This is a genomic window from Clostridium amazonense (assembly GCF_056431285.1).
Map to the genome: position 1 here is coordinate 295,664 of NZ_JBWKMH010000010.1, position 21,544 is coordinate 317,207.

The 21,544-nt window shown below is 25.9% G+C and carries 16 protein-coding genes and 1 riboswitch; of the genes, 15 read left to right on the forward strand and 1 reads right to left on the reverse strand.

The window, feature by feature from the left end; genetic code table 11:
- Positions 1-221 precede the first annotated feature (221 nt).
- From AC07E4_RS05825 to AC07E4_RS05865, 9 genes are all read left to right on the forward strand, one after another.
- Positions 222-899 carry an ABC transporter ATP-binding protein gene (locus AC07E4_RS05825; RefSeq protein WP_430828971.1) on the forward strand — a complete coding sequence of 226 codons (678 nt, stop codon included), beginning with the start codon at positions 222-224 and terminating at the stop codon, positions 897-899.
- Between the two features lie 14 nt (positions 900-913).
- A complete protein-coding gene (locus AC07E4_RS05830) occupies positions 914-3,421 on the forward strand; it encodes an ABC transporter permease (protein ID WP_478215921.1) in 2,508 nt (835 codons plus the stop codon).
- A gap of 66 nt (positions 3,422-3,487) precedes the next feature.
- Complete coding sequence (locus AC07E4_RS05835; protein WP_478215922.1) at positions 3,488-4,162, forward strand: response regulator transcription factor; 675 nt, start codon at positions 3,488-3,490, stop codon at positions 4,160-4,162.
- Positions 4,163-4,166: 4 nt separating this feature from the next.
- A complete protein-coding gene (locus AC07E4_RS05840; RefSeq protein WP_478215923.1) occupies positions 4,167-5,207 on the forward strand; it encodes a sensor histidine kinase in 1,041 nt (346 codons plus the stop codon).
- Positions 5,208-5,491: 284 nt separating this feature from the next.
- Positions 5,492-6,259, forward strand: a complete 768-nt coding sequence (locus AC07E4_RS05845) for an ABC transporter ATP-binding protein (protein WP_478215924.1) — start codon at positions 5,492-5,494, stop codon at positions 6,257-6,259.
- The gene (locus AC07E4_RS05850; RefSeq protein ID WP_040330533.1) at positions 6,249-8,267 is read left to right on the forward strand and encodes an FtsX-like permease family protein; all 2,019 of its coding nucleotides are present in this window, start codon (positions 6,249-6,251) and stop codon (positions 8,265-8,267) included. Before AC07E4_RS05845 ends, AC07E4_RS05850 begins: the two co-directional genes overlap by 11 nt.
- Positions 8,268-8,608: 341 nt before the next feature.
- Positions 8,609-9,280 (forward strand): response regulator transcription factor, encoded by a 672-nt coding sequence (locus tag AC07E4_RS05855; RefSeq protein WP_040330532.1) that lies wholly within the window; start codon positions 8,609-8,611, stop codon positions 9,278-9,280.
- Positions 9,277-10,302: a sensor histidine kinase gene (locus tag AC07E4_RS05860; protein ID WP_478215925.1), complete on the forward strand. Its 1,026-nt coding sequence runs from the start codon at positions 9,277-9,279 to the stop codon at positions 10,300-10,302. Before AC07E4_RS05855 ends, AC07E4_RS05860 begins: the two co-directional genes overlap by 4 nt.
- A 70-nt stretch (positions 10,303-10,372) precedes the next feature.
- Positions 10,373-11,230, forward strand: coding sequence for an AAA family ATPase (locus AC07E4_RS05865; protein WP_040330529.1), 858 nt, complete (start codon positions 10,373-10,375; stop codon positions 11,228-11,230).
- 42 nt (positions 11,231-11,272) lie between these two features.
- On the opposite strand, the gene AC07E4_RS05870 is transcribed toward AC07E4_RS05865, so the two are convergent.
- Positions 11,273-11,863 carry an ATP-dependent Clp protease proteolytic subunit gene (locus AC07E4_RS05870; RefSeq protein WP_040330528.1) on the reverse strand — a complete coding sequence of 197 codons (591 nt, stop codon included), beginning with the start codon at positions 11,861-11,863 and terminating at the stop codon, positions 11,273-11,275.
- Positions 11,864-12,252: 389 nt separating this feature from the next.
- Here AC07E4_RS05870 and AC07E4_RS05875 point away from each other — a divergent pair, with 389 nt between their 5' ends.
- From AC07E4_RS05875 to AC07E4_RS05900, 6 genes are all read left to right on the forward strand, one after another.
- Complete coding sequence (locus tag AC07E4_RS05875) at positions 12,253-14,055, forward strand: 5'-nucleotidase C-terminal domain-containing protein (protein ID WP_051540516.1); 1,803 nt, start codon at positions 12,253-12,255, stop codon at positions 14,053-14,055.
- Positions 14,056-14,146: 91 nt separating this feature from the next.
- Complete coding sequence (locus tag AC07E4_RS05880) at positions 14,147-16,228, forward strand: 5'-nucleotidase C-terminal domain-containing protein (protein ID WP_478215926.1); 2,082 nt, start codon at positions 14,147-14,149, stop codon at positions 16,226-16,228.
- 114 nt (positions 16,229-16,342) lie between these two features.
- A complete protein-coding gene (locus AC07E4_RS05885; RefSeq protein WP_478215927.1) occupies positions 16,343-17,950 on the forward strand; it encodes a 5'-nucleotidase C-terminal domain-containing protein in 1,608 nt (535 codons plus the stop codon).
- 110 nt (positions 17,951-18,060) lie between these two features.
- Positions 18,061-18,594, forward strand: coding sequence for a chromate transporter (locus AC07E4_RS05890; protein ID WP_040330526.1), 534 nt, complete (start codon positions 18,061-18,063; stop codon positions 18,592-18,594).
- A 5-nt stretch (positions 18,595-18,599) separates the two neighbouring features.
- The gene (locus tag AC07E4_RS05895) at positions 18,600-19,163 is read left to right on the forward strand and encodes a chromate transporter (protein WP_478215928.1); all 564 of its coding nucleotides are present in this window, start codon (positions 18,600-18,602) and stop codon (positions 19,161-19,163) included.
- 300 nt (positions 19,164-19,463) lie between these two features.
- A complete protein-coding gene (locus tag AC07E4_RS05900) occupies positions 19,464-21,326 on the forward strand; it encodes a sensor histidine kinase (RefSeq protein ID WP_074432741.1) in 1,863 nt (620 codons plus the stop codon).
- Between the two features lie 52 nt (positions 21,327-21,378).
- Positions 21,379-21,542: riboswitch (M-box (ykoK) riboswitch) on the forward strand.
- The last annotated feature ends 2 nt before the right edge of the window (positions 21,543-21,544 follow it).

Sequence of the window (21,544 nt, forward strand, 5' to 3'; positions counted from 1 at the left end):
ATAAAATAGTATTTTAATTAAATTTACTATATATAGTAGTAATTAAATTTGTTTGGATAGGTTTTAAATAGTCTATCCTATTTTTATGCATAAAATTATGATGTAAAAGTTGAAGTTTATAAGTGAAAAAATATTATAAATAGAATTATACTGTAAGAAGATTGTAAGAAGTGTTGTTTAGAATAGAATTATAGAAAATAAGAAGTTTGGGAGTGAGAGAAATGTGTATTTTAAAAACAGAAAATTTAGTTAAGATATATGGTGAAGAGCCTAATGTGGTTAAGGCATTAGATGGAATAAGTATAGATGTAAATGAAGGTGAGTTTGTTGCAATAGTAGGTACTTCAGGAAGTGGAAAGTCAACTTTATTAAATATGCTTGGTGGACTTGATAAACCTACTAGTGGAGAGACTATTATAAATAATAAAAGATTAAGCAGTATGAAAGATGAAGAACTTACAATTTTTAGAAGAAGAAGTATTGGATTTATATTTCAAAATTATAATTTAGTACCTATATTAAATGTTTATGAAAATATTGTACTTCCAATAGAGTTAGATGGAACTAAGATTGATAAACATTACGTTGATTCAATAATAGATACATTAGGATTAAAAGAAAAACTAAGCAATATGCCTAATAATTTATCTGGTGGACAACAGCAAAGGGTTGCAATTGCAAGAGCATTGGCTACAAAACCAAGTATTATACTTGCAGATGAACCTACTGGAAATCTTGATAGCAAAACAAGTATGGATGTTATAGGACTTTTAAAAACAACAAGCAAAAAGTTTAATCAAACTATGGTTATGATTACCCACAATGAAGAAATAGCACAACTTGCTGATAGAATTGTAAGGATAGAAGATGGAAAAGTTGTTGTTAAAAATAATAAGTAATGTGGGGGTAAAAAATGAAGATTGAAAATAATAATAAAGAAATTATACAAAGAATAACAAAACGCTCACTAAAAACTAATAAAGTAAGAAATATCTTTGCAATTTTAGCAATAATATTAACTACATTTATGATTTCTTCTGTATTTAGTGTTGGTATAAGTTTTGTGAAAAATTATAAAACAATGAATACGCGTTTACAGGGGACTACAGCAGATACTTATTTACAAAGGCCAACATCTGAGCAAATAAATAAAATTAAAGATTTAAATATATTTAATAGTACAGGCTCTGAAATTAATGTTGGAAAAGTTCACTTAGATAATTTAAGGGAAAATAGAACAAGTGTAATATTAAAATATCATGATAAGGACAACTTTAAAAATCAAATATCACCTGCACTTGGAGATATAAAAGGAAGCTATCCAGAAAGTAATAATGAAATTATGATATCAAGATTAGCTTTAGAATTACTTAATAAAAATAATTCTAAAATTGGAGATAAAATAGACATTCCATGTAAAATAAATGATGAAGTTAAGAATGAAAGTTTTACTATAAAAGGAATTTTTACTTCTTATGGATTAACTCAAGATGTTGGTTATATATTTGTTTCTGAAAAATTTGTTAGCGAAAATAATTTAACTATAGAAAAAAATGGATTATTTTCTATGAAAACAAAAAAGGATTATATGAATGCATCATCTGATATATTAAGTAAAGAAGTTAAACTTAATAAAAATCAAAAATTTGATTATTCTTATGCAGTTGATGATTTAACAGAACAAGCAATAAGTATTGCTATTATAGTTTTAGTAATTGTATCATTTATAATATTAAGTGGATATCTTTTAATTTATAATGTTTTTTATATTGCAGTTACAAAAGATATTAATTTTTATGGACTTTTAAAAACTATAGGTTCATCACCAAAACAAATTAAGAAGATAGTTAAAGGTCAAGCTTTACGACTTTCTATAATAGGAATTCCAATAGGATTAGCAGTTGGAGCAATTGTTTCATTTGGAATAGTTCCAGCTGTTATGGCAATGTTTTTTAGTGGAACATCAAAATTGGCAATGCCAGGCGATGTGTCATTCAGCCCATTAATATTTATATTATCAGCATTATTTTCGTTAATAACAGTAATAATAAGTTGCAGAAAGCCAGCTAAAATAGCTGGAAATATTTCTCCAGTTGAAGCATTACGTTATACAGGAGCAAAAGCTAAAAAGCAAAAGAAAAATAGAAATACAACTAATGGTGGTAAACTTCATAAGATGGCTTGGTACAATGTATTTAGAGATAAAAAAAGAGCTATATTAGTATTTTTATCATTATTCATGGGTATAATTGCATTTTTAAGTGTTAACACATTTATAGACAGCATAAAAGTGGAAAATTATATAAATGAATATGTTCCAAATGACTTTGAACTTCAAAATGAAAATGCAACAGAAGGAAAAATGGATAATGATGTTTTAGATAACATTAAAAATATGACAGGTGTAGAAGAAGTAACAGACTTTAAGATTAGTACATTACGTTTAACTATGAATAATGACATAATAGTGCCATCACTAAAAAGTAGTTTTGAAAGATTTGGTCAAGAAGAAGAAAATGTTGATTTATTTATTGAAAATAGTAAAGAGAATCCTGAGTTTTTAGATACTAATGTAATTGGAATAGATGACAAAACTATTGAAAAAATAAATAAAAATAATAATGATAAATTTGATGTAGAGGCATTTAAAAATGGAGATTTAATACTTATAAGCAATTGGTACTATGGAGATAAGTATAAAGATATAAAAGGAAACCTTACAATTAATAATACTAAGGAAAAAATATCGCAAACATTTAATACACAAGTTATTAAATTTGATGATAGTTTGCCAGATGGACTGCCTACTCCATTAGGAATACCAACTATTTATATGAGTCAATTAGCACTAGAAGGATTAGATAAAAAATCTTCAAATTATGTTTTATATGTAAATGTAGATGATAAATATGAAGAGCAAATAAAAGCTAGTTTAGAAAAAATATCAAAAAGTCAGGGTTTAATGCTAGAATCAAAAACTGGAATGACAGAACTATTTAATAAAACTTCCATGGTGCAAAGAATTCTTGGTGGTGGAATTTCAATTATATTAATACTAATAGGTATTTTAAACTTTGTTAATGTTATGATTACAGGAGTAAATATAAGGTTAAAAGAACTTGCTGTTATGGAAAGTATAGGTATGACTAAAAAGCAGATTAAAAAAATACTTACATTTGAGGGAGTTTACTATGCTGGGATAACAATGGCATTAATATACACAATAGGAATTGGAATTATATTTGGAGTGTCTGTGTTAACAAAAAATGTAGCAGATTATGCAGTATTCACATTTCCAACAGTACAACTTGTAACTTTAACAATTATAATATTTATTATATGTTTAGTAACTCCAGTTATGGTATTTAAATCATCATCAAAGGAAAGTGTAACAGAAAGAATTAGAAAAATAGAAAAATAGACTATTATAAAAGTGGTAGATGGTTATCTACCACTTTTGTTATAATTCATAATAAGAGGTGATATAATGGCAACTATTTTAATTATAGAGGATGATAGAATTTTAAATAGAGGAGTTTCTTTTGCTTTAAAAAAGGAAGGCTATGATATTCTTTCAGCATATACAAAATTAGAGGGAAAACAAATAATATTAAATAATAAAATAGATTTTTTACTTTTAGATATTAATTTGCCAGATGGAAATGGTATAGAACTATGCAGGGAAATTAGAGAAAAGGTTAGTTTTCCTATAGTATATTTTACTGCAAATGACACGGAAGAAGATATGGTTAAAGGGTTTGAAAGTGGATGTGATGATTATATAGCCAAGCCTTTTTCAGTAGAGTTATTAAAACATAAAATAAGCGCAATGCTTAGAAGAAATACTATAGTTAATAATAATATATTTGAGTATAAAGATTTAAAAATAGATTTTGATAAAATGGCGATTTGGATTAAAGAAAAAGAAATTGCATTAACGGCTACAGAATATAAACTGTTAGAATTACTTGTAAGAAATAAGGGCAAGGTTCTTACTAAAGAAATGTTATTAGAAAAGCTTTGGGATAATAGTGGTAACTTTGTTGATGAAAATACTTTAAGTGTAAATATAAGAAGACTTAGAAAGAAAATAGAAATTGACTCTAAAAAGCCAGAATATGTAGTAACTGTATTTGGTATTGGATATATATTTGGAGAATAAGATTATGAAGGATTCATTTAAAAAAGAAAATTTTATAAATAAATTAAATATTATTTTGAAAGCTAGTGTAATTATAATTAGTATTTTTTTTGTTGGATTAATATTATCTTTAACGAGAAGTATAAAATTAACTACTATAGCAAGTGTTTTTTCAATATTAATAATTTTAATAATGTTTGTATATGAAAAGATATATAAAATGTATATGCAAAATATATTTGTTCAGTTATCAGACATGTTAGATGCTATTATAAATATGCGAAATGAAAATATATTTTCTACAACAGAAGATACAGTACTTTCTAAGTTACAATATCAAACTATAAAATTAACTAATATACTTAAAAGTAAAAATAAAAAAATAGAAGATGAAAGAAATGAGATTAAATCTCTAATATCAGATATAGCACATCAATTAAAAACACCTCTTACTAATTTAAAAATGTATGGAGAGTTTTTGCAGGATGAAAGTTTAACTGATGAAGAAAGAAAAGAATTTTCTGAAGTGATAAATACATCTCTAAATAGATTAAGTTTTTTAGTTGAAAGTATGATTAAAATGTCTAGATTAGAGAGCGGAGTTATTCAATTAAAAACTCATAAAAATAATTTAAATGATACAGTGTTGATGGTTATAGGACAAATTCAAAAAAAGGCAAAAGAGAAAAATATAGAAATTAAATTAGAAGAAATAGATAAGATAGAGCTTAATTATGATAAGAATTGGATATCAGAAGCAATACTAAATATTTTAGATAATGCAGTAAAATACACTGGGAAAAATGGAGAAATTCAAATTACATTACAAAGTTATGATATATTTTCTAGAGTGGATATTAAGGATAATGGAATGGGAATAGAGGAAAATGAAATACCTAAAATATTTTCAAGATTTTATAGAGGTAATAATACATTAGATGTTGAAGGAATAGGAATAGGACTTTATTTAAGCAGAGAAATAGTAGATAAACATGGAGGATACATTAAAGTAAAATCAAATGAAAATGAAACAATATTTTCAGTGTTTTTACCTAATAATATATAATAATTAGTAAGATAGACTTTGAAAATAGCCTATCTTATTTTTATGTAATAATTTATTTTTTAATACTAAATTAAAACAACTATAAAATTTTTCAAAAGAGAAACATTACAAAAATGTAGCATTAATGAAAAGCAAATCAATATTATAAAAACGGAACAAAATATATAATGTATTCATAAGGTTTATAAAAATTAAAATTTAGTATAGCAAAAACATATGCAGATAAGAAGTAAGATTAAGGAAATATTTAATAAAAAAATTTATTATAAGGGAGAGTAAGTCTTATGAAAAATATATTAAGTGTAGAGAAGATAGAAAAATATTATGGAAATAAGGGCAATATTACAAAGGCTTTAGATAATATTAGTTTAAAAGTTTATGAGGGGGAATTTGTTGGTATAATGGGTCCTTCAGGAAGTGGTAAAACAACTCTTTTAAATTGTATTTCAACAATAGATGAAGTTACTGCGGGAAAAATTATAATTAATGATAATGATATTACAAGATTAAAATCAAAACAGTTAGATAAATTTAGACAAAATGAGTTAGGGTTTATATTTCAAGATTTTAATTTATTAGATACATTAACAGCTTATGAAAATATAGCATTAGCATTAACCATTAAAGGGGAAAAACCATCAGAAATAGATAAAAACATTAAGGAAGTTGCTGGATATTTAGATATTCAAGAAATACTTTCAAAATATCCTTATCAAATGTCAGGTGGACAAAAGCAAAGGGTTGCATCAGCTAGAGCAATAGTAACAAAGCCATCATTGATATTAGCAGATGAGCCAACAGGAGCACTAGATTCTAAATCTTCAAGACTGTTATTAGAACGATTTGAAAAGCTAAATAAAGAGTTAAATGCAACTATTTTAATGGTAACACATGATGCTTTTACAGCAAGTTATGCTCATAAAATTTTATTTATTAAAGATGGCAAGATATTTACTGAAATAGTAAGAGAAAATGATTCAAGAAAAGAATTCTTTAATAGAATAATTGAAGTAATAACTCTAATTGGGGGGGATGACAGCAATGTATTCTAAAATGGCTTTAAAAAATGTTAAAAAAAGTTTTAAAGATTATACAATTTATTTTTTAACATTAACATTGTCAGTTTGTATATTTTATAGTTTTAACTCCATAGGAGCTCAAAAAGCTTTACAGGAAGTTTCTTCAAGTGGAAAAGAGTTTACAGAAACAATAACAGCTATCATATCATATATATCTATTTTTGTTTCTATTATACTAGGTGGACTAATTCTTTATGCAAACAATTTTCTTATAAAAAAGAGAAATAAGGAACTTGGAATATACATGACATTAGGAATGGGAAAAAATAAAATTTCAAGGATATTAATAATGGAAACATTAATAGTTGGAGTTATGAGTCTTATAAGTGGATTATTACTAGGAATTATAGCATCACAAGGACTTTCCGTACTAATATCTAAAATGTTTTATGTTTCTATGAATGATTATAAATTTGTAATATCAGTTTCAGCTATTTATAAAACAATATTATATTTTGGTGTAATGTTTTTACTTGTAATGATATTTAATACTATAGTAATTTCAAAATATAAAATAATAGATCTTTTAACAGTAGGAAGAAAAACACAAGATATAAAAGTTAAAAATCCATTGATTTTTCTAGGTACATTTATTATTTCAATTAGTTCACTTGTTATTGCATATAAATTTGTTTTATCAGTTGGAGTTAACATAGACAACCCTAAGTTTACTATCTCTATAATTTTAGGAGTTGTTGGAACTACATTATTTTTCTTTAGTTTAGCAGGCGCTATTTTATTCATAGTAAAAAGAAATAAAAATATATATTTTAATAAATTAAATATTTTTACTGTTAAACAGATAAATAGTAAGATAAACACTAACTTTATTTCAATGTCAGTAATATGCTTAATGCTTTTCTTAACAATTTCTATTTTATCTACAGGAATTAGTTTTAAAAACACAATAGAAAAAGGATTAGAGGCTTCAACACCATATGATGTAAGTATGCGTGGGTATGGTGATGATGAGAATTTAACTACAATTTTAGATTTTCTGAAGAAAATGGATTTTGAAATAGATGAAAAATCTGAGTATGTAGAATTTAATCAGTATGGAAAAGGATTATATGTAAGAGATTTAATTCCTTTAGAAGGAGTGAAAATAGTATCTGGTGCAGATGTGAAATTTGTTAAACTTTCTGATTACAACAAGTTAAGAGAACTTAGAAATGAAGAAACTTTTACATTAGAAAATGATGAAGTTTTGGCAATTTCAGATTCAGCAAAAGTTATTCCAGTGTTAGATAAATTGATAAAAGATAGAGAAAAAATTAAGTTTGATAATAATGACTATTCTATAAAGAATAAAAAAGTAATAGAAGAGAATTTAGTGACTGATTATCCAGAAATGTTTAAAAAGAATTTCTTAACTATAGTTACTAATGATAGTATTTTGAGTGACGCTGAAATTATGTTAAAAAATATTAATATAAATTATAATGATGGTGATAGTAAAGCTGAAGATAAGAGATATAAAGAACTTTCTAGAAAGAGATATAGTAGAGATTTAATGAGTATGGAAACAAATAAAGATGATTTAGGACTTGTTATGATAAATACAAGAACAGATATTTATGATAATAATAAAAGTGTTACAACTATTATGTTATTTGTGGGAATGTATATAGGAATAGTGTTCCTAATCAGTAGTATGGCAATTTTAGCACTTCAACAGTTATCAGAAGCAAGTGATAGTGTTGAAAGATATGAAGCTATTAAAAAATTAGGTGCAAGTAAAAAAGATATAAATAAAACTATATTTACACAGACTTTAGTATATTTTAGTTTACCTGTAATTTTAGCCATAGTTCATTCTATTGTAGGAATAAAAGTAGCATGTGGATTTTTAACTATGTATAATAGGCCAGATATAGGAGGTTCTGCATCATTAACAGCAGGAATATTCTTAGTGATTTATATAGGATATTTCTATGCAACTTATACTGGATATAAAAATATAGTAAAAATGGGGCTGTAGCATAAGCTACAGCCTTTTTACAACCTTATAGCCCAACCCAAGACCGCCAAGGTTAAAACCTCAGCCACAAAGGATAAGAAAAGCTCGTTTATCTGTAGGCAAGAATTCATTCTTTCGAAATGTTATTTAAATATATTATTTAAAAAAATCACACTCCACATTAAGACCGCCAAGGTTAAAACCTCGGCTACAAGGGAAAATAAAGTATTAATTACAAAGGAGAACGAAATCTCAGTTATAAAGAAAAAGGAAGTTTGCAGTTATGAAGGAAGAAAATAACACAAAACATTGAAAAGAGAAGTATTTATGTTAAGATAATTATGAAAATAGGAGGTGTATTTATGTTTAAAATTACTATTATAGAAGATGATGAAGTTATAAGAGAAGAACTAAAAAGCTTTTTAGAGAATTATGGATACATGGTAAAAGCACCTGTAGATTTTAAAAATATATTAAATTTCTTAGAAAATGAAGACAGTGATTTAATACTTCTAGATATTAATCTCCCAGTTTATGATGGTTATTACATTTGTAGAGAAATTAGAAAAAAATCTGATGTACCAATAATTATAGTAACAAGTAGAGATAGTGATATGGATGAGCTCATGAGCATGAATTTAGGTGCAGATGATTTTATAACTAAACCATATAATACACAAATTCTTTTAGCAAGGATTTCTGTATTATTAAAGAGAACTCATGGAAATAACAATATGAAAGCTATTTTAACTTATAAGGATTTTGAAATTAATTTATCTAATGCTACCATAAAACACATGGGAAAAGAAATGGAACTTACAAAAAATGAAGTTAAAATAATGTCTTGTTTAATAGAAAACAAAGGCTCAATAGTTTCTAGAGAAAGACTTATGGAGTATCTTTGGAACTCTGATTATTTTGTAGATGATAGTACATTATCTGTTAATGTAGCTAGACTACGTAAAAAACTAGAGAATATAGGTATAAAAAATGCAATAGAAACAAGAAGAGGACTAGGTTATATAATGCCATGAAGATAAGAGATTATATTAAAGATAAAGGTGTATTTTTGATTGTTAACTTTATTATATTCTTAGTCATAACTATAAGTATGATATTTTATGGAATTAGTTTTATATTTATATTTATATTAGGATGTATTTGGTTTTTACCACTCTTAAGTTATATGGCTATAGATTATATAAAATTTAAAAGATACTTCTCAAATATAGAAAGTATCTTAGAGAATTTAGATAAAAAGTTTCTATTTCCAGAATTATTGGAGAAAGAAACTTTTGGTGTAGGAGAAAAATTTAATGAAGTTTTAAAAGAAATAAGTAGAGGAATGTATGAACACCTTAAGTATTACAAGGACATACAAATAGATTATAGAGAATATATAGAAATGTGGGTTCATGAAATAAAGACACCTATAGCGTCAACGAAGCTTTTAATAGAAAATAATAATAGTAATGAGACTGTTAAGAAAATAGATAATCAAATTAATAAAATAGAAGGATTTGTAGAGCAGGTATTATATTATTCTAGAAGTGATGATGTTGAGAAAGATTATATAATAAAAGAAATTGATTTAAATGAAGTTGTTAAAGGTGTAATAAAAAGAAATTCTAGAGATTTTATAAATAAAAAAATAAAATTAAAATTAGAGAATATTTATGAAACTGTTTATTGTGATTCTAAATGGATTGAATTTATTTTAAACCAAATAATAGTAAATGCTATAAAGTATTCTAAAAATAAAGGTGCTATAATAAGTGTTAAATCAATTGAGCTAAATAATTCAATTGTATTAATCATTGAAGATAATGGTGTTGGAATAGAGGAAAGAGATATATTAAGAGTATTTGAAAAGGGGTTTACAGGGGAAAATGGAAGGGTATTTGGGAAAAGTACTGGACTTGGACTATATTTATGCAAAAAAATGTGCGATAGATTAGGGGTAGGCTTAGAGATTAAATCTAAAGTAGATAAGGGAACAGAAGTAAATATAATATTTCCTAAGTGTAAAGTAATAGCAGAATGTAAAGATATATAATATTTAATTTTTAAATATTAGTGACAGTAAATAGGTTAAGATTTATAAAAATATGAGAGGAAAATAATATATGTTATATTTAAATACGTTTATATTTCCAAATGCAGATATGGAGTTTGATTTTATAATTGAAGAGAAAAGAAATTGTTACGATTCTTTTTATCCATTTAAAATACTATCTAAAAATGAATTTGAAAGAATTGATTTTGAGCCAATTACTATTTTGTATGGAGGAAATGGTTCAGGAAAATCAACAGCATTAAATGTAATAGCTGAAAAGACTAAGATAAATAGAGATTCTATTTATAATAAGTCTAATTTCTATTCAGATTATGTTAGGTTATGTGATGTGTATGTTGAAAATGATATTCCAGATAATAGCAGGATTATAACTAGTGATGATGTGTTTGATTATATGCTTAACATTAGAAATATTAATGAAGGAATTGATGAAAAAAGAGATGAACTTTTTGAAGAATATTTAGAGGCCAAGTATTCTAGTTTTCAGATGCAATCCATAGAAGATTATGAGGAGTTAAAAAAAATAAATAATGCTAGACGAAGAACACAATCTAAATTTGTAAGAGAAAACTTAATGGATAATGTAAGAGAATATTCAAATGGTGAAAATGCATTTAGATATTTTATTGAAAAGATTGATGAAAATGGATTATACATATTAGACGAGCCTGAAAATAGTCTTTCACCTAAACGTCAATTAGAGTTGGTTAAGTTTATTGAAGATAGTGCAAGATTTTTAGATTGTCAATTTATTATATCAACACATTCACCATTTATACTTGCAATGAAGGGAGCAAAAATATATAATCTTGATGAAAATCCTGTAAGCATAGAAAAATGGACGGATTTAGAAAATGTGCAAATATATTATAAGTTTTTTAATGAACATAAAAATGAATTTAAATAAATAAAAAACCTCAGTTTATCTGAGGTTTTTTTCTATAGATTATTATAATTCAGAACGGTTTGATATAATTTTACTAACTATGCCATAATCGATAGCATCATTAGAGCTTAACCAATAGTTTCTATCTGTATCTTTATCAACTTTTTCTAAAGGTTGACCAGTAGCTTCACTTATTATTGTATTGATTCTTTTTCTAACTCTTAAGATTTCTTCAGCTTCAATTCCTATGTCTGTAGCTTGACCATTGAATCCACCTAATGGTTGGTGAATCATGTATCTTGTATTAGGAAGAGAGTATCTGTTTTCCTTATCAGCAGCAAGGTAAATAGTTATACCAGCACTTGCTACCCAACCAGTTCCTATCATAATAACTTTAGGTTTAATAAATTTAATCATATCATGGATTGTATCTCCAGATTCAACATGACCACCTTGGCTATTTATAAATATTTTTATAGGTTCATCACTCATCTCTTCAAGAATTAAAAGTTGAGTAACTACTTTTTCAGCTAACGCTTGATTTATTTCACCAGAAATTATAATAGTTCTTGATTTTAATAATTTCTCTGTAAGTATACTTTGGTTTTCTTTAGATTTTTCTTCTTTTTCATTTTCTTTACCGTAAAAAAACATACTATTTTGTCCTCCTTAAAATTCAATGTATTTATAAACAAAAAATATGTATTATATTTATGTTTATAAATATAATATCACTAATTTAATTTCTTTCCAATATATTGAAAAATAAACATGAAAATTCGCAAAATAATTAAAATTTAAATTTGTAAAGACAAATTTCATTTTAATAAATTATTATTTGAAATTTTGAATATTAGTTATTAAAATTAAGAAAAATAAATATACTATATAAATAAATGAAAAAATATAGTATATCAAGAAAAAATACTACAAAAAACGACAAATGTTGTATACTTTTTAGTGCGTTAAGGCGAAAAAGTATTACATTTTTATAACAAATAGTGTATAATTTAGCTGATACTATTTCAATAAGGGGGAAAATTATGAAGAATTCATTGAAAATGAAAAAGATTTCATTAGCTGTGGCATTTTGTATGATATTTTCACTTGTTTTACAAGTAAATATGAATACAGTTTTTGCTGCTGATTCAGAGAAAGTTATTAATGTTTTAACTTTTAATGATTTTCATGGTTCAGTTCAAAATGCTGGAAAAGATTCAGGCGCAGCTAAGTTAGTTGGCGAAATAAATAAATTCAAAAGTGAAAATCCTAATACCATTGTTGTGGCAGGAGGAGATTTATTTCAAGGAAGTGCCATGTCAAATTTAACTTATGGAGCACCAGTAGCAGAAATGCTATCTTTAGCAGGTGTTAAATATTCTGCTGTAGGTAACCATGAATTTGACTGGGGACTTGATAAGTTTGCAGGTTGGGAAGAAAAAGGAAACTTTAGTTTCTTAGCATCAAACATATATGATAAATCTACAAATGCACCAGTTTCATGGGCAAAGCCTTATGCTATAGAAGAGATTGATGGAGTTAAAATAGGATTTATTGGTCTTACTACTCCTGAAACAGCAACAGCAACAGCAGCAGCTAATGTTGCAACTATAAATTTTGAAGATCCAGTTACAGTAGCTTCAGGACTTGCTAAAAAATTAAAAGAAGAAGAGAAAGTCAATGTTGTTATAGCATTAACTCATATGGCTAGTTCACAATCTGGTGATGGAAGTATTACTGGTGAGGCTGTTGAACTTACAAATGTAAAAGGCATAGATGCTGTAGTTTCATCTCATAGTCACTTAAAAGTTTGTGGAAAAGTTAATAATATACCTGTAATACAAGCTATGAAAAATGGAAGAGCTTTAGCAGGGTTACAAATAAAAATGAATGCGGATAAAACTATAAATGCTATAGAACCATCAATTGATGTATTATATGAAAGAGCAGATACTTTAGTTTCAGATTCAAATGCTGAAAATATGGTAAATAGATATAATCAAGAATTACAACCAATATTAGGTGAAAAAGTGGCAGAATTACAAGTTGATTTACCACATAATAGAGAAAATGGATTAAGTCCTCTTGGAGAATTTACAAGTAAATACTTGGCTAAAATAGCTGGAACAGAAATTTGTATAATGAACGGTGGAGGAATAAGAGATTCTTTAAATAAAGGAACTATAACTATGGGTGATATGTATAAAATATTCCCATTTGATAACACCCTAGTAAAAATGGAACTTAAAGGTTCTGATTTAAAGAAAGCTATAGAAAACGGTATAGCTCCAGCAGATTATGGTTGGGGACAATTTTATGGATTAAAAGTTTATTATGATAAAGATAAAGAATTTGGAAACAGAATAACTTATATGGAAACATTAAATGGTGAACCAATAGATATGGAAAAATACTATTCAGTAGCTACAAATGATTTCATGTTCACAGGTGGAGATAAATATGACTTCTCAGGCGCAATAAATTATGTAGACACAATGATACCTCTAAGAGATGCATTAGTTGATGAGTTCAAAAAAGAAGGAACATTAACTCATACGTATACTAATGCCCTTGTACAAGGTCCAAAACCAGAAACTAAACCAGAGGTTAAGCCAGAAGAAAAACCAGAAGTTAAACCTGAAACTAAACCAGAGGTAAAACCACAAGTAAAACCAAATACAGATAAAAAACCTTCAAATAACAAAAAACCTTCAAGTGATAAGTTACCTCAAACAGGTCAAAAACATGGAACTAATGATATGGTAGCTACAGGAACAGGTTTAATTATTATAGCAGGTATGATTTATGCTATAGGCAAAAAGAAAAATGAAAATGATGCAGCATAATTAAATATATGTCTGTAAATTAAAGTGATTGATAATTAAATTTATCAATCACTTTTGAATCAAACGAAATTTAACTATATAGGGGGACAATATGATAAAAAGTAATAAAAAAAGAACAGCATTAATGTTAGCACTTACCATGATGTCATCTATTGCATTAGGAAATATAAATAATAAAGTATTTGCAGCGGAAGAAAACAAAACTATTCAAATACTAGGAACATCTGATTTGCATGGATGGTTTGTATCTCATGATTATGCAAGCAATCAGGAAAATAAAAAGGGTGGATTAACACAAATCTCTACAGTAGTTAAGGAAATGAAAGCACAAAATAGCAGAACTATGGTTGTAGATGCTGGAGATACAATACAAGACAACATGTCAGATTTGTACATAAATGATGAGATTCATCCAATGATATATGCCATGGATGAAATCGGTTACTCATCTTGGACTCTTGGAAATCATGAATTTAATTATGGCAGTGAAGTTATTGAAAGAGTAGTTACACAACCTAAAAATATGAAAGTTCTTTGTGGAAATGTTTATAAAGCAGATGGAACATTACTTGGAGAACCATATACAGTTGTAAATTTAGATGGTATAAGAGTAGCAAACATCGGAATGACAACACCAAATATAATGAAATGGGATGGACCTAAATTAGAAGGATATAAAGTAACAGATCCAATAGTTGAAACTAAAAAGGCTATAGAAAAAATAAAATCAAATAATGAAGCTGATATTATAATTGCTACAGTTCATATGGGAAAAGATAAGGAATACATAGATGGAGACAATGCTACAGATTTAGCAAATGCTTGTCCTGAATTAGCAGCAATAATAGGCGGACATGCACATTCAAAAATTCAAGGAGAATCTGTGAATGGTGTTATAATAACGGAGCCAGGAAAACAAGGTGAACAAATATCTAAAATTAACATTGAGTTATCAAAAGATAATAATGGAAAATACAATGTTGCAAATAAAAGTTCAGAATTAGTTGATGTGAAAAATTATCCAGTAGATGAAGAATTAAATACTAAATTAAAGCCTTTTTATGATAAAGGTGTAAATGATGCAAATCAAGTTATAGGTACTTTAGTAGGTGGTGATTTAACTCCACAAGATGAAATTAAAGGAATAACACAAGCACAAATACAAGATACACCAGTAATGGACTTAATATTAAACACACAATTATATTACACTAAACCATATATTCCAGAAGGTGCTAGAAATGTTACTTCAGCAGCTTTATTTAGTAATAGTGCAAATATAAAAGAAGGCGAAATAAAGAAATCAGATGTAGTAAAAATTTATAAGTTTGATAATACTTTATATACATTAAAAGTAAATGGAGATCAATTAAAAAGATATATGGAATGGTCAGCATTATACTATAATCAATATAAAGAAGGAGATTTAACTATTTCTTTTAATCCTGAAATGAGAGGATATTTATACGATATGTTTGCTGGGGTAAAATATGATATAAATATATCTAAGCCAGCAGGAGAGAGAATAGAAAATTTAACTTATGAAGATGGAAGTAAAGTAAATCCAAGTGATGTAATATATTTAACAGCAAATGATTATAGAACAAGCACTAAGCTTTTAGGTGATCTTTATAAAGATGAAAATGTGGAAGTTATACATAAAAGTGCAGATACTGAAATAGGAGCTGTTAGGGATTTAATAAGAGAATATATAATCAATGTTAAAGGTGGAGTAATAACTCCGGAAACTGATAACAATTGGAAAATAACAGGATGTAACTTTGATAGTGCTAAAAGAAATGCATTAATAAAACTTGTAAATGAAGATAAAGTTCAAGTTCCAACTAGTGAAGATGGAAGAACTTATAATATAAGAAGTATAACATGGGATGAAATTAAAAGTTTAGTTCCAGTTATAGAAGAAGATGTTAAAAAAGATGAAGAAGTTAAAGGTGAAGAAAACACATCAAAAGACACAGTTAATGCAGAAAATAGTGTAAATAAGAATGAGAAAACAAGTAGCAAAAACTCAAAAAATAATGATAAGTTACCACAAGCAGGACAAAAATATGGTAGTGAAGATATGATTATTATAGGATTAGCTTTAATAGTTGTATCAGGAATAACTTACTTTTCTTATAATACTAAAAAAAATAAGAAACATAGTGCATAGCAGATAAATATAAAAAAGCAGTTAAATATTATATTAACTGCTTTTTTATGTTTATTTTTGGAAGTTTAGGGTAGTAATTAAATATAAATGTTTTTTATGAATGGAGGAATAAACTTGATTAAGAAGAATAACAAGATAAAAGTAGTTATCTTTACTTTATTTTTGACATTTGTATTAAGCACAAAAAATTTAGCATATGGAATTGAAAATGATTGTGATATTAATATTTTAAGTATGAATATGAACAATATTATATCAATTACAAAAGAAGAAAAGGAAAATTTGATTAATAAAATTAAAATGAGTGTACAAGACAATAATAGTACAATTTTATTGATGAATATGGATTTAAATTATGATAGAAATAATTATGAAAATGATGATTGTATAAGTGAAATTTTGGAGTTATCAGATATTAAGTACTATAGTAGTAATCAATTTATAGACAATATAGATATTATTAAAGAGAAGGATGATATTAAAGTATTATGTTCTAATATGCAATTAAAAGATAATAAATATCAGATTTGCGAATATGAAATAAAAGAAGTTGGAAATAAAAAAATAGCATTTTTAGGAGCTAAAATATTAGATAAATATATATTAAATGAGGAAGAAATTAACTTTACAGAGCCAAAAGAAAAAATATTAAATATCATTGAAGAATTAAAAGAAAAAGAGAGTATTGATGAATTTGTGATAATTACTGATGTAGAAGAAAATAGTATACAATCAGATATGATAAAAACACAATTGAATGAAATTTCTAAGTTGAAGGATGTAAGTTTAGTAGTTAAAACAAATTCAAATAACTTAATAGTTGAAAATAAAATAGTTAAAGATATTAATAATTATGAGGTAGAAATAGTTGATGAAAACAAAAAAGAAGATGTTCAAAAAAGTGTTGAAAAAGGGTATATAGGAACACTAGAAACAGAACTCATACATGATAATATTGTTGGATTATCTCCATTAGGAGAATTTTTAAGTTATAACTTGAAAGAATTTGCACATACAGATATAGCTATGATAAATGGAGAAAATATAAAGGGAAAGTTACAAGAGGGAGCAATTTCAAAAGAGAACATAGTTAGTTTATTTAAAGAGGATACTGAATATAAGAAAATAAATATAAAGGGAAATGAGCTAAAGAAAATTATAGAAAGTGGTATAAAGGAAAAAGGCTGTATTCAATTTTACGGAATAAAAGTAGAATACATTAAATACAAAGATAATAAAATAAATATAAATAATATTAAGGATTTAAACAATAGTAGTATAGACGAAGAAAATATATATAATTGTGTTGTGGATGAAAAATTATTAAAAAAGTTAGATAACAAAAGTTATAAAAAAATAGATGAGTTTTATTTAAATAATGAATGTTTTATAGATTTGCTTTCAGAAAAAATAGGAAAAGAAAAAAATATAGAATATAGTTTTACTAATGCTCTAATAAAATTGGAAATTGATATTGAGAATGAAATGTGTGAAGACGAAAAACAAAATGAAGCAACTAATGAAAAAATAAAAAATTATGAAGATGAAGTAAAAAAATTAGAGAAAAAGGTTAAAAAACAAAATAGTAGTGATAAGATGTTACCGCAAACAGGATGTATTATAGGGGCTAATACATTAATAAAACAGGGCATAATTTTTGCTGTTATAGCAGTTACTATGAAGGAGTTTACAAAAATTAAAAAGTTGAAAAATATGGATTAAAATGATATTATAATTATAAGGTCATTAAAAAGGAGAGCTATATTTAGCTATGCTTTTTATGACCTTTTTTATTTGTGAAATACAATATATTAGTTTTTAGGGGGACAGAAATGAAGGAGTTATTAGACTTATTTTGGACGTTTTTTAGAATTGGAGGTCTTACTTTTGGTGGTGGATATGCAATGCTACCAATGATACAAAAAGAAGTTGTTGAGAAGAGAAAATGGGCAACGGATGAAGAAGTAGTAGATTATTACGCAGTAGGACAATGTACACCAGGAGTTATAGCAGTTAATACTGCAACATTTATAGGATATAAACAAAAAGGAATAGTAGGAGGAATTATTGCAACTTTAGGAGTTATATTTCCATCATTGATTATTATAATGACAATAGCTGCATTTTTGCAGAACTTTGCAGAAATTCAGTGTGTACAATATGCTTTTTCAGGAATTAGAGTTGCAGTAGTTGTATTAGTAATAAATGCAATAATTAAATTGTGGAAAACATCAGTTAAAGATAATATAGGAATTTTTATTGCTATATTATCTTTTATTGTAGTTGCTTTTTTAAAGTTATCACCTATATATATAATACTTGCTTCAGGGGCAATTGGATTATTATTAAAAGGAAGTAAGAGGTAAGAAAAATGATATACATAAAGTTATTTATAGAGTTTTTTAAGATAGGATTATTTTCAATCGGTGGAGGATTAGCAACACTTCCATTCTTGTATGATTTAGCGAATAAATATACATGGTTTGATAAAAAAATGATTGTAAATATGGTGGCAGTTTCAGAATCTACACCAGGTCCAATAGGAGTAAATATGGCAACATTTGCTGGATTTCATTCAGGTGGGATATTTGGAGGTGTTTTGGCAACTATAGGTCTTGTTGCACCATCAATAATAATAATAATAACTATTGCACACTTTTTAGAAAAGTTTAAAGAGAGTGAATATGTAAAATCAGTATTTTATGGACTAAGACCAGCAGTTACTGGACTTATAGCAGCAGCAGGATTTGAAGTCTTAAAAATTGCTATATTAAATTTAGATAAATTCAAAGAGTTTGGACAAATTAGAAATTTAATTAATATGAAAGCTACAATACTACTAGTAATATTATTGTATTTGACTAATAAATATAAAAAACATCCCATTGTATACATAGGATTAGCCGCTGTAATTGGGGTTGTGTTTAAATTCTAAAATTTATAAAATAATTTAATATATTTAAGAGCAAGTTTAATTATAAATTTGCTCTTTTTATAAGCTAAATAATATATAATTATTTAAAAAAATACAAAATATTATAAAAAATATACAAAATTTAAAACAAATATTTAATTTTAAAGTTAATAAGTTGTATATACACTTGTAAAATATTATAATTAATTTAATATATGTAAAATAATTTCAATACTATATAATAAAATTCTATTTTAATATTTTGTGTTCTGGTACTAATTTATAATTTAAATTTATGAAGATAGCAGGAGGTAAAGTGTTTTGGGTGGGGAGAATTTTAGAGAGATACTAGAGGTCAGTCCTATTAATTATTTTTATTGTGAGGTTATAAAAAATAGCACTGGACAGATTAAAGACATTATTGTAATTGAAAGCAATTATAGAAATTTTAGCAATGAAAAGGATCTAGAGATATTACCAAAAACATTTAAAGATAACAATATAAATTTGATTGAAATTATAAAAAAAGTATTAAAAAATGGAAAGTATAAATATGGAGAATTAGAATTTACGAAATTATCAGAAAAAAGAATTGTTATATGGGGAAATATATTTAATCTATTTAGTGAAAATAATTTAGTTAATAATGAGTGTTTTAGCAAAAATCTTTTTAATTGCATTCCAACATCTATTTTTTTAAAAGATATGGAGGGACGATATGTTTTTTTCAATAAAGCATTAGAAAAGCATCTAGCATTAAAAGAATCAGATATATTATGGAAAAAAGATAATGAAATACCTTTATTAAAAAGTGATGCAGAAGCATTTGAAAGAACTGATAAAATTGTAATTGAAAATCGAATGAATATAAAGTTTGAACAGAAACTTTATAACAATAAAGGAATAAAACATTTAGAAGAATGTATTAAAAGTCCATTTATAGATGAATATAATAATGTAAGAGGAGTTGTTGGAATAATTAGAGATATATCTAAACAAAAAGAGTTTGAAAAGCGAATGAAGCGAAAAGAAGAGGTAATCAGGGAGATATTCGACAACATTCAAGATGCAATAATATTTAGCTCTAAAGAAGAGATATTATATGCAAACGAAGCTTATGAAAGATTAACTGGATTAAATTATAATAAGGTAAAAGGTTATAATAGCATAGAAATTTTAAAACAATGTATATACGATGAAGATAAGTGGATTTTAGATAATTATGATTATAAAAATGAATTTGAATGTAAATTTAGAATAATAAAATCAGATAATAAAATAAAATGGATTTGGTTTAAGGCAAATCCAATTAAAAATGAAAGTGGAAAAATTGTTAGGAGAGTAGAAGTTTTAACAGATATTACATTTGAAAAAAAACAACAGTTAGAATTAGAAGAATTAAGAACAGAATTTTTTGCTAATTTATCTCATGAATTTAGAACTCCAATAAATTTAATGTCTAGTGCAATACAGATATTAATGTTAAAATTGCAACACGATCAGGTAGAAGATAAAGAAAAATATATGGAGTATATATTTATATGTAAAAAGAATATTTTTAGATTATTAAAGTTAATAAATAATTTAACAGATTCAACAAAACTAAGTGCAGGATATCTTGAATATACTCCTGAAAACTATGATATAGTAAATTTTATTGAGGATATTTGTTTATCAGTTGCAGAATTTGCTAAAAATCATGAAATAAATGTGATATTTGATACTGAAATAGAAGAAAAAATTATAAGTTTTGACTTAGAAAAGATGGAAAGAATAATGCTAAATTTACTTTCAAATTCAATAAAGTTTGGGAAAAAGGGTGGTAATATAACTGTACTAATACAAGAGGGTAAAGACTTTATAAAAATATCTGTTGAGGATGATGGGTTAGGAATACCTAAAGATAAAATTGATTTTATTTTTGATAGGTTTAAAAATATTAACAACAGACTTACTAAAGTCAATGAAGGAAGTGGCATAGGTCTTTATATAGTAAAAGCATTAGTGGAACTCCATAATGGGAAAATAGAAGTTGATACAGAATTTGGAGTAGGTTCAAAATTTACTATTACGATACCAAACTTATTAAATGAATATAGTGATGAAGCATATGAATTATATAAATCTAAAAAATTCTCACTCAGTAAGATGGATGTAGAATTTTCGGATATATATATTAATTAATTAAAAATAATTGACATATTTAAGCTAAAGCAATAATATGAAGTGAGGATAAAAAAATAACTGTTAGGTGAGGTTCCTATAAAGAAATATGCTACTGCCCAGAAAAATCGAGAGATTCCAACGGGTTAGCAGAAGTTATCGATAAGGTAATTTTTAATGTAGCTGGCTAGTTTGTCTACGCTTTATAGTGCCAAAGCTCCACAGATAGAGAGTTATAG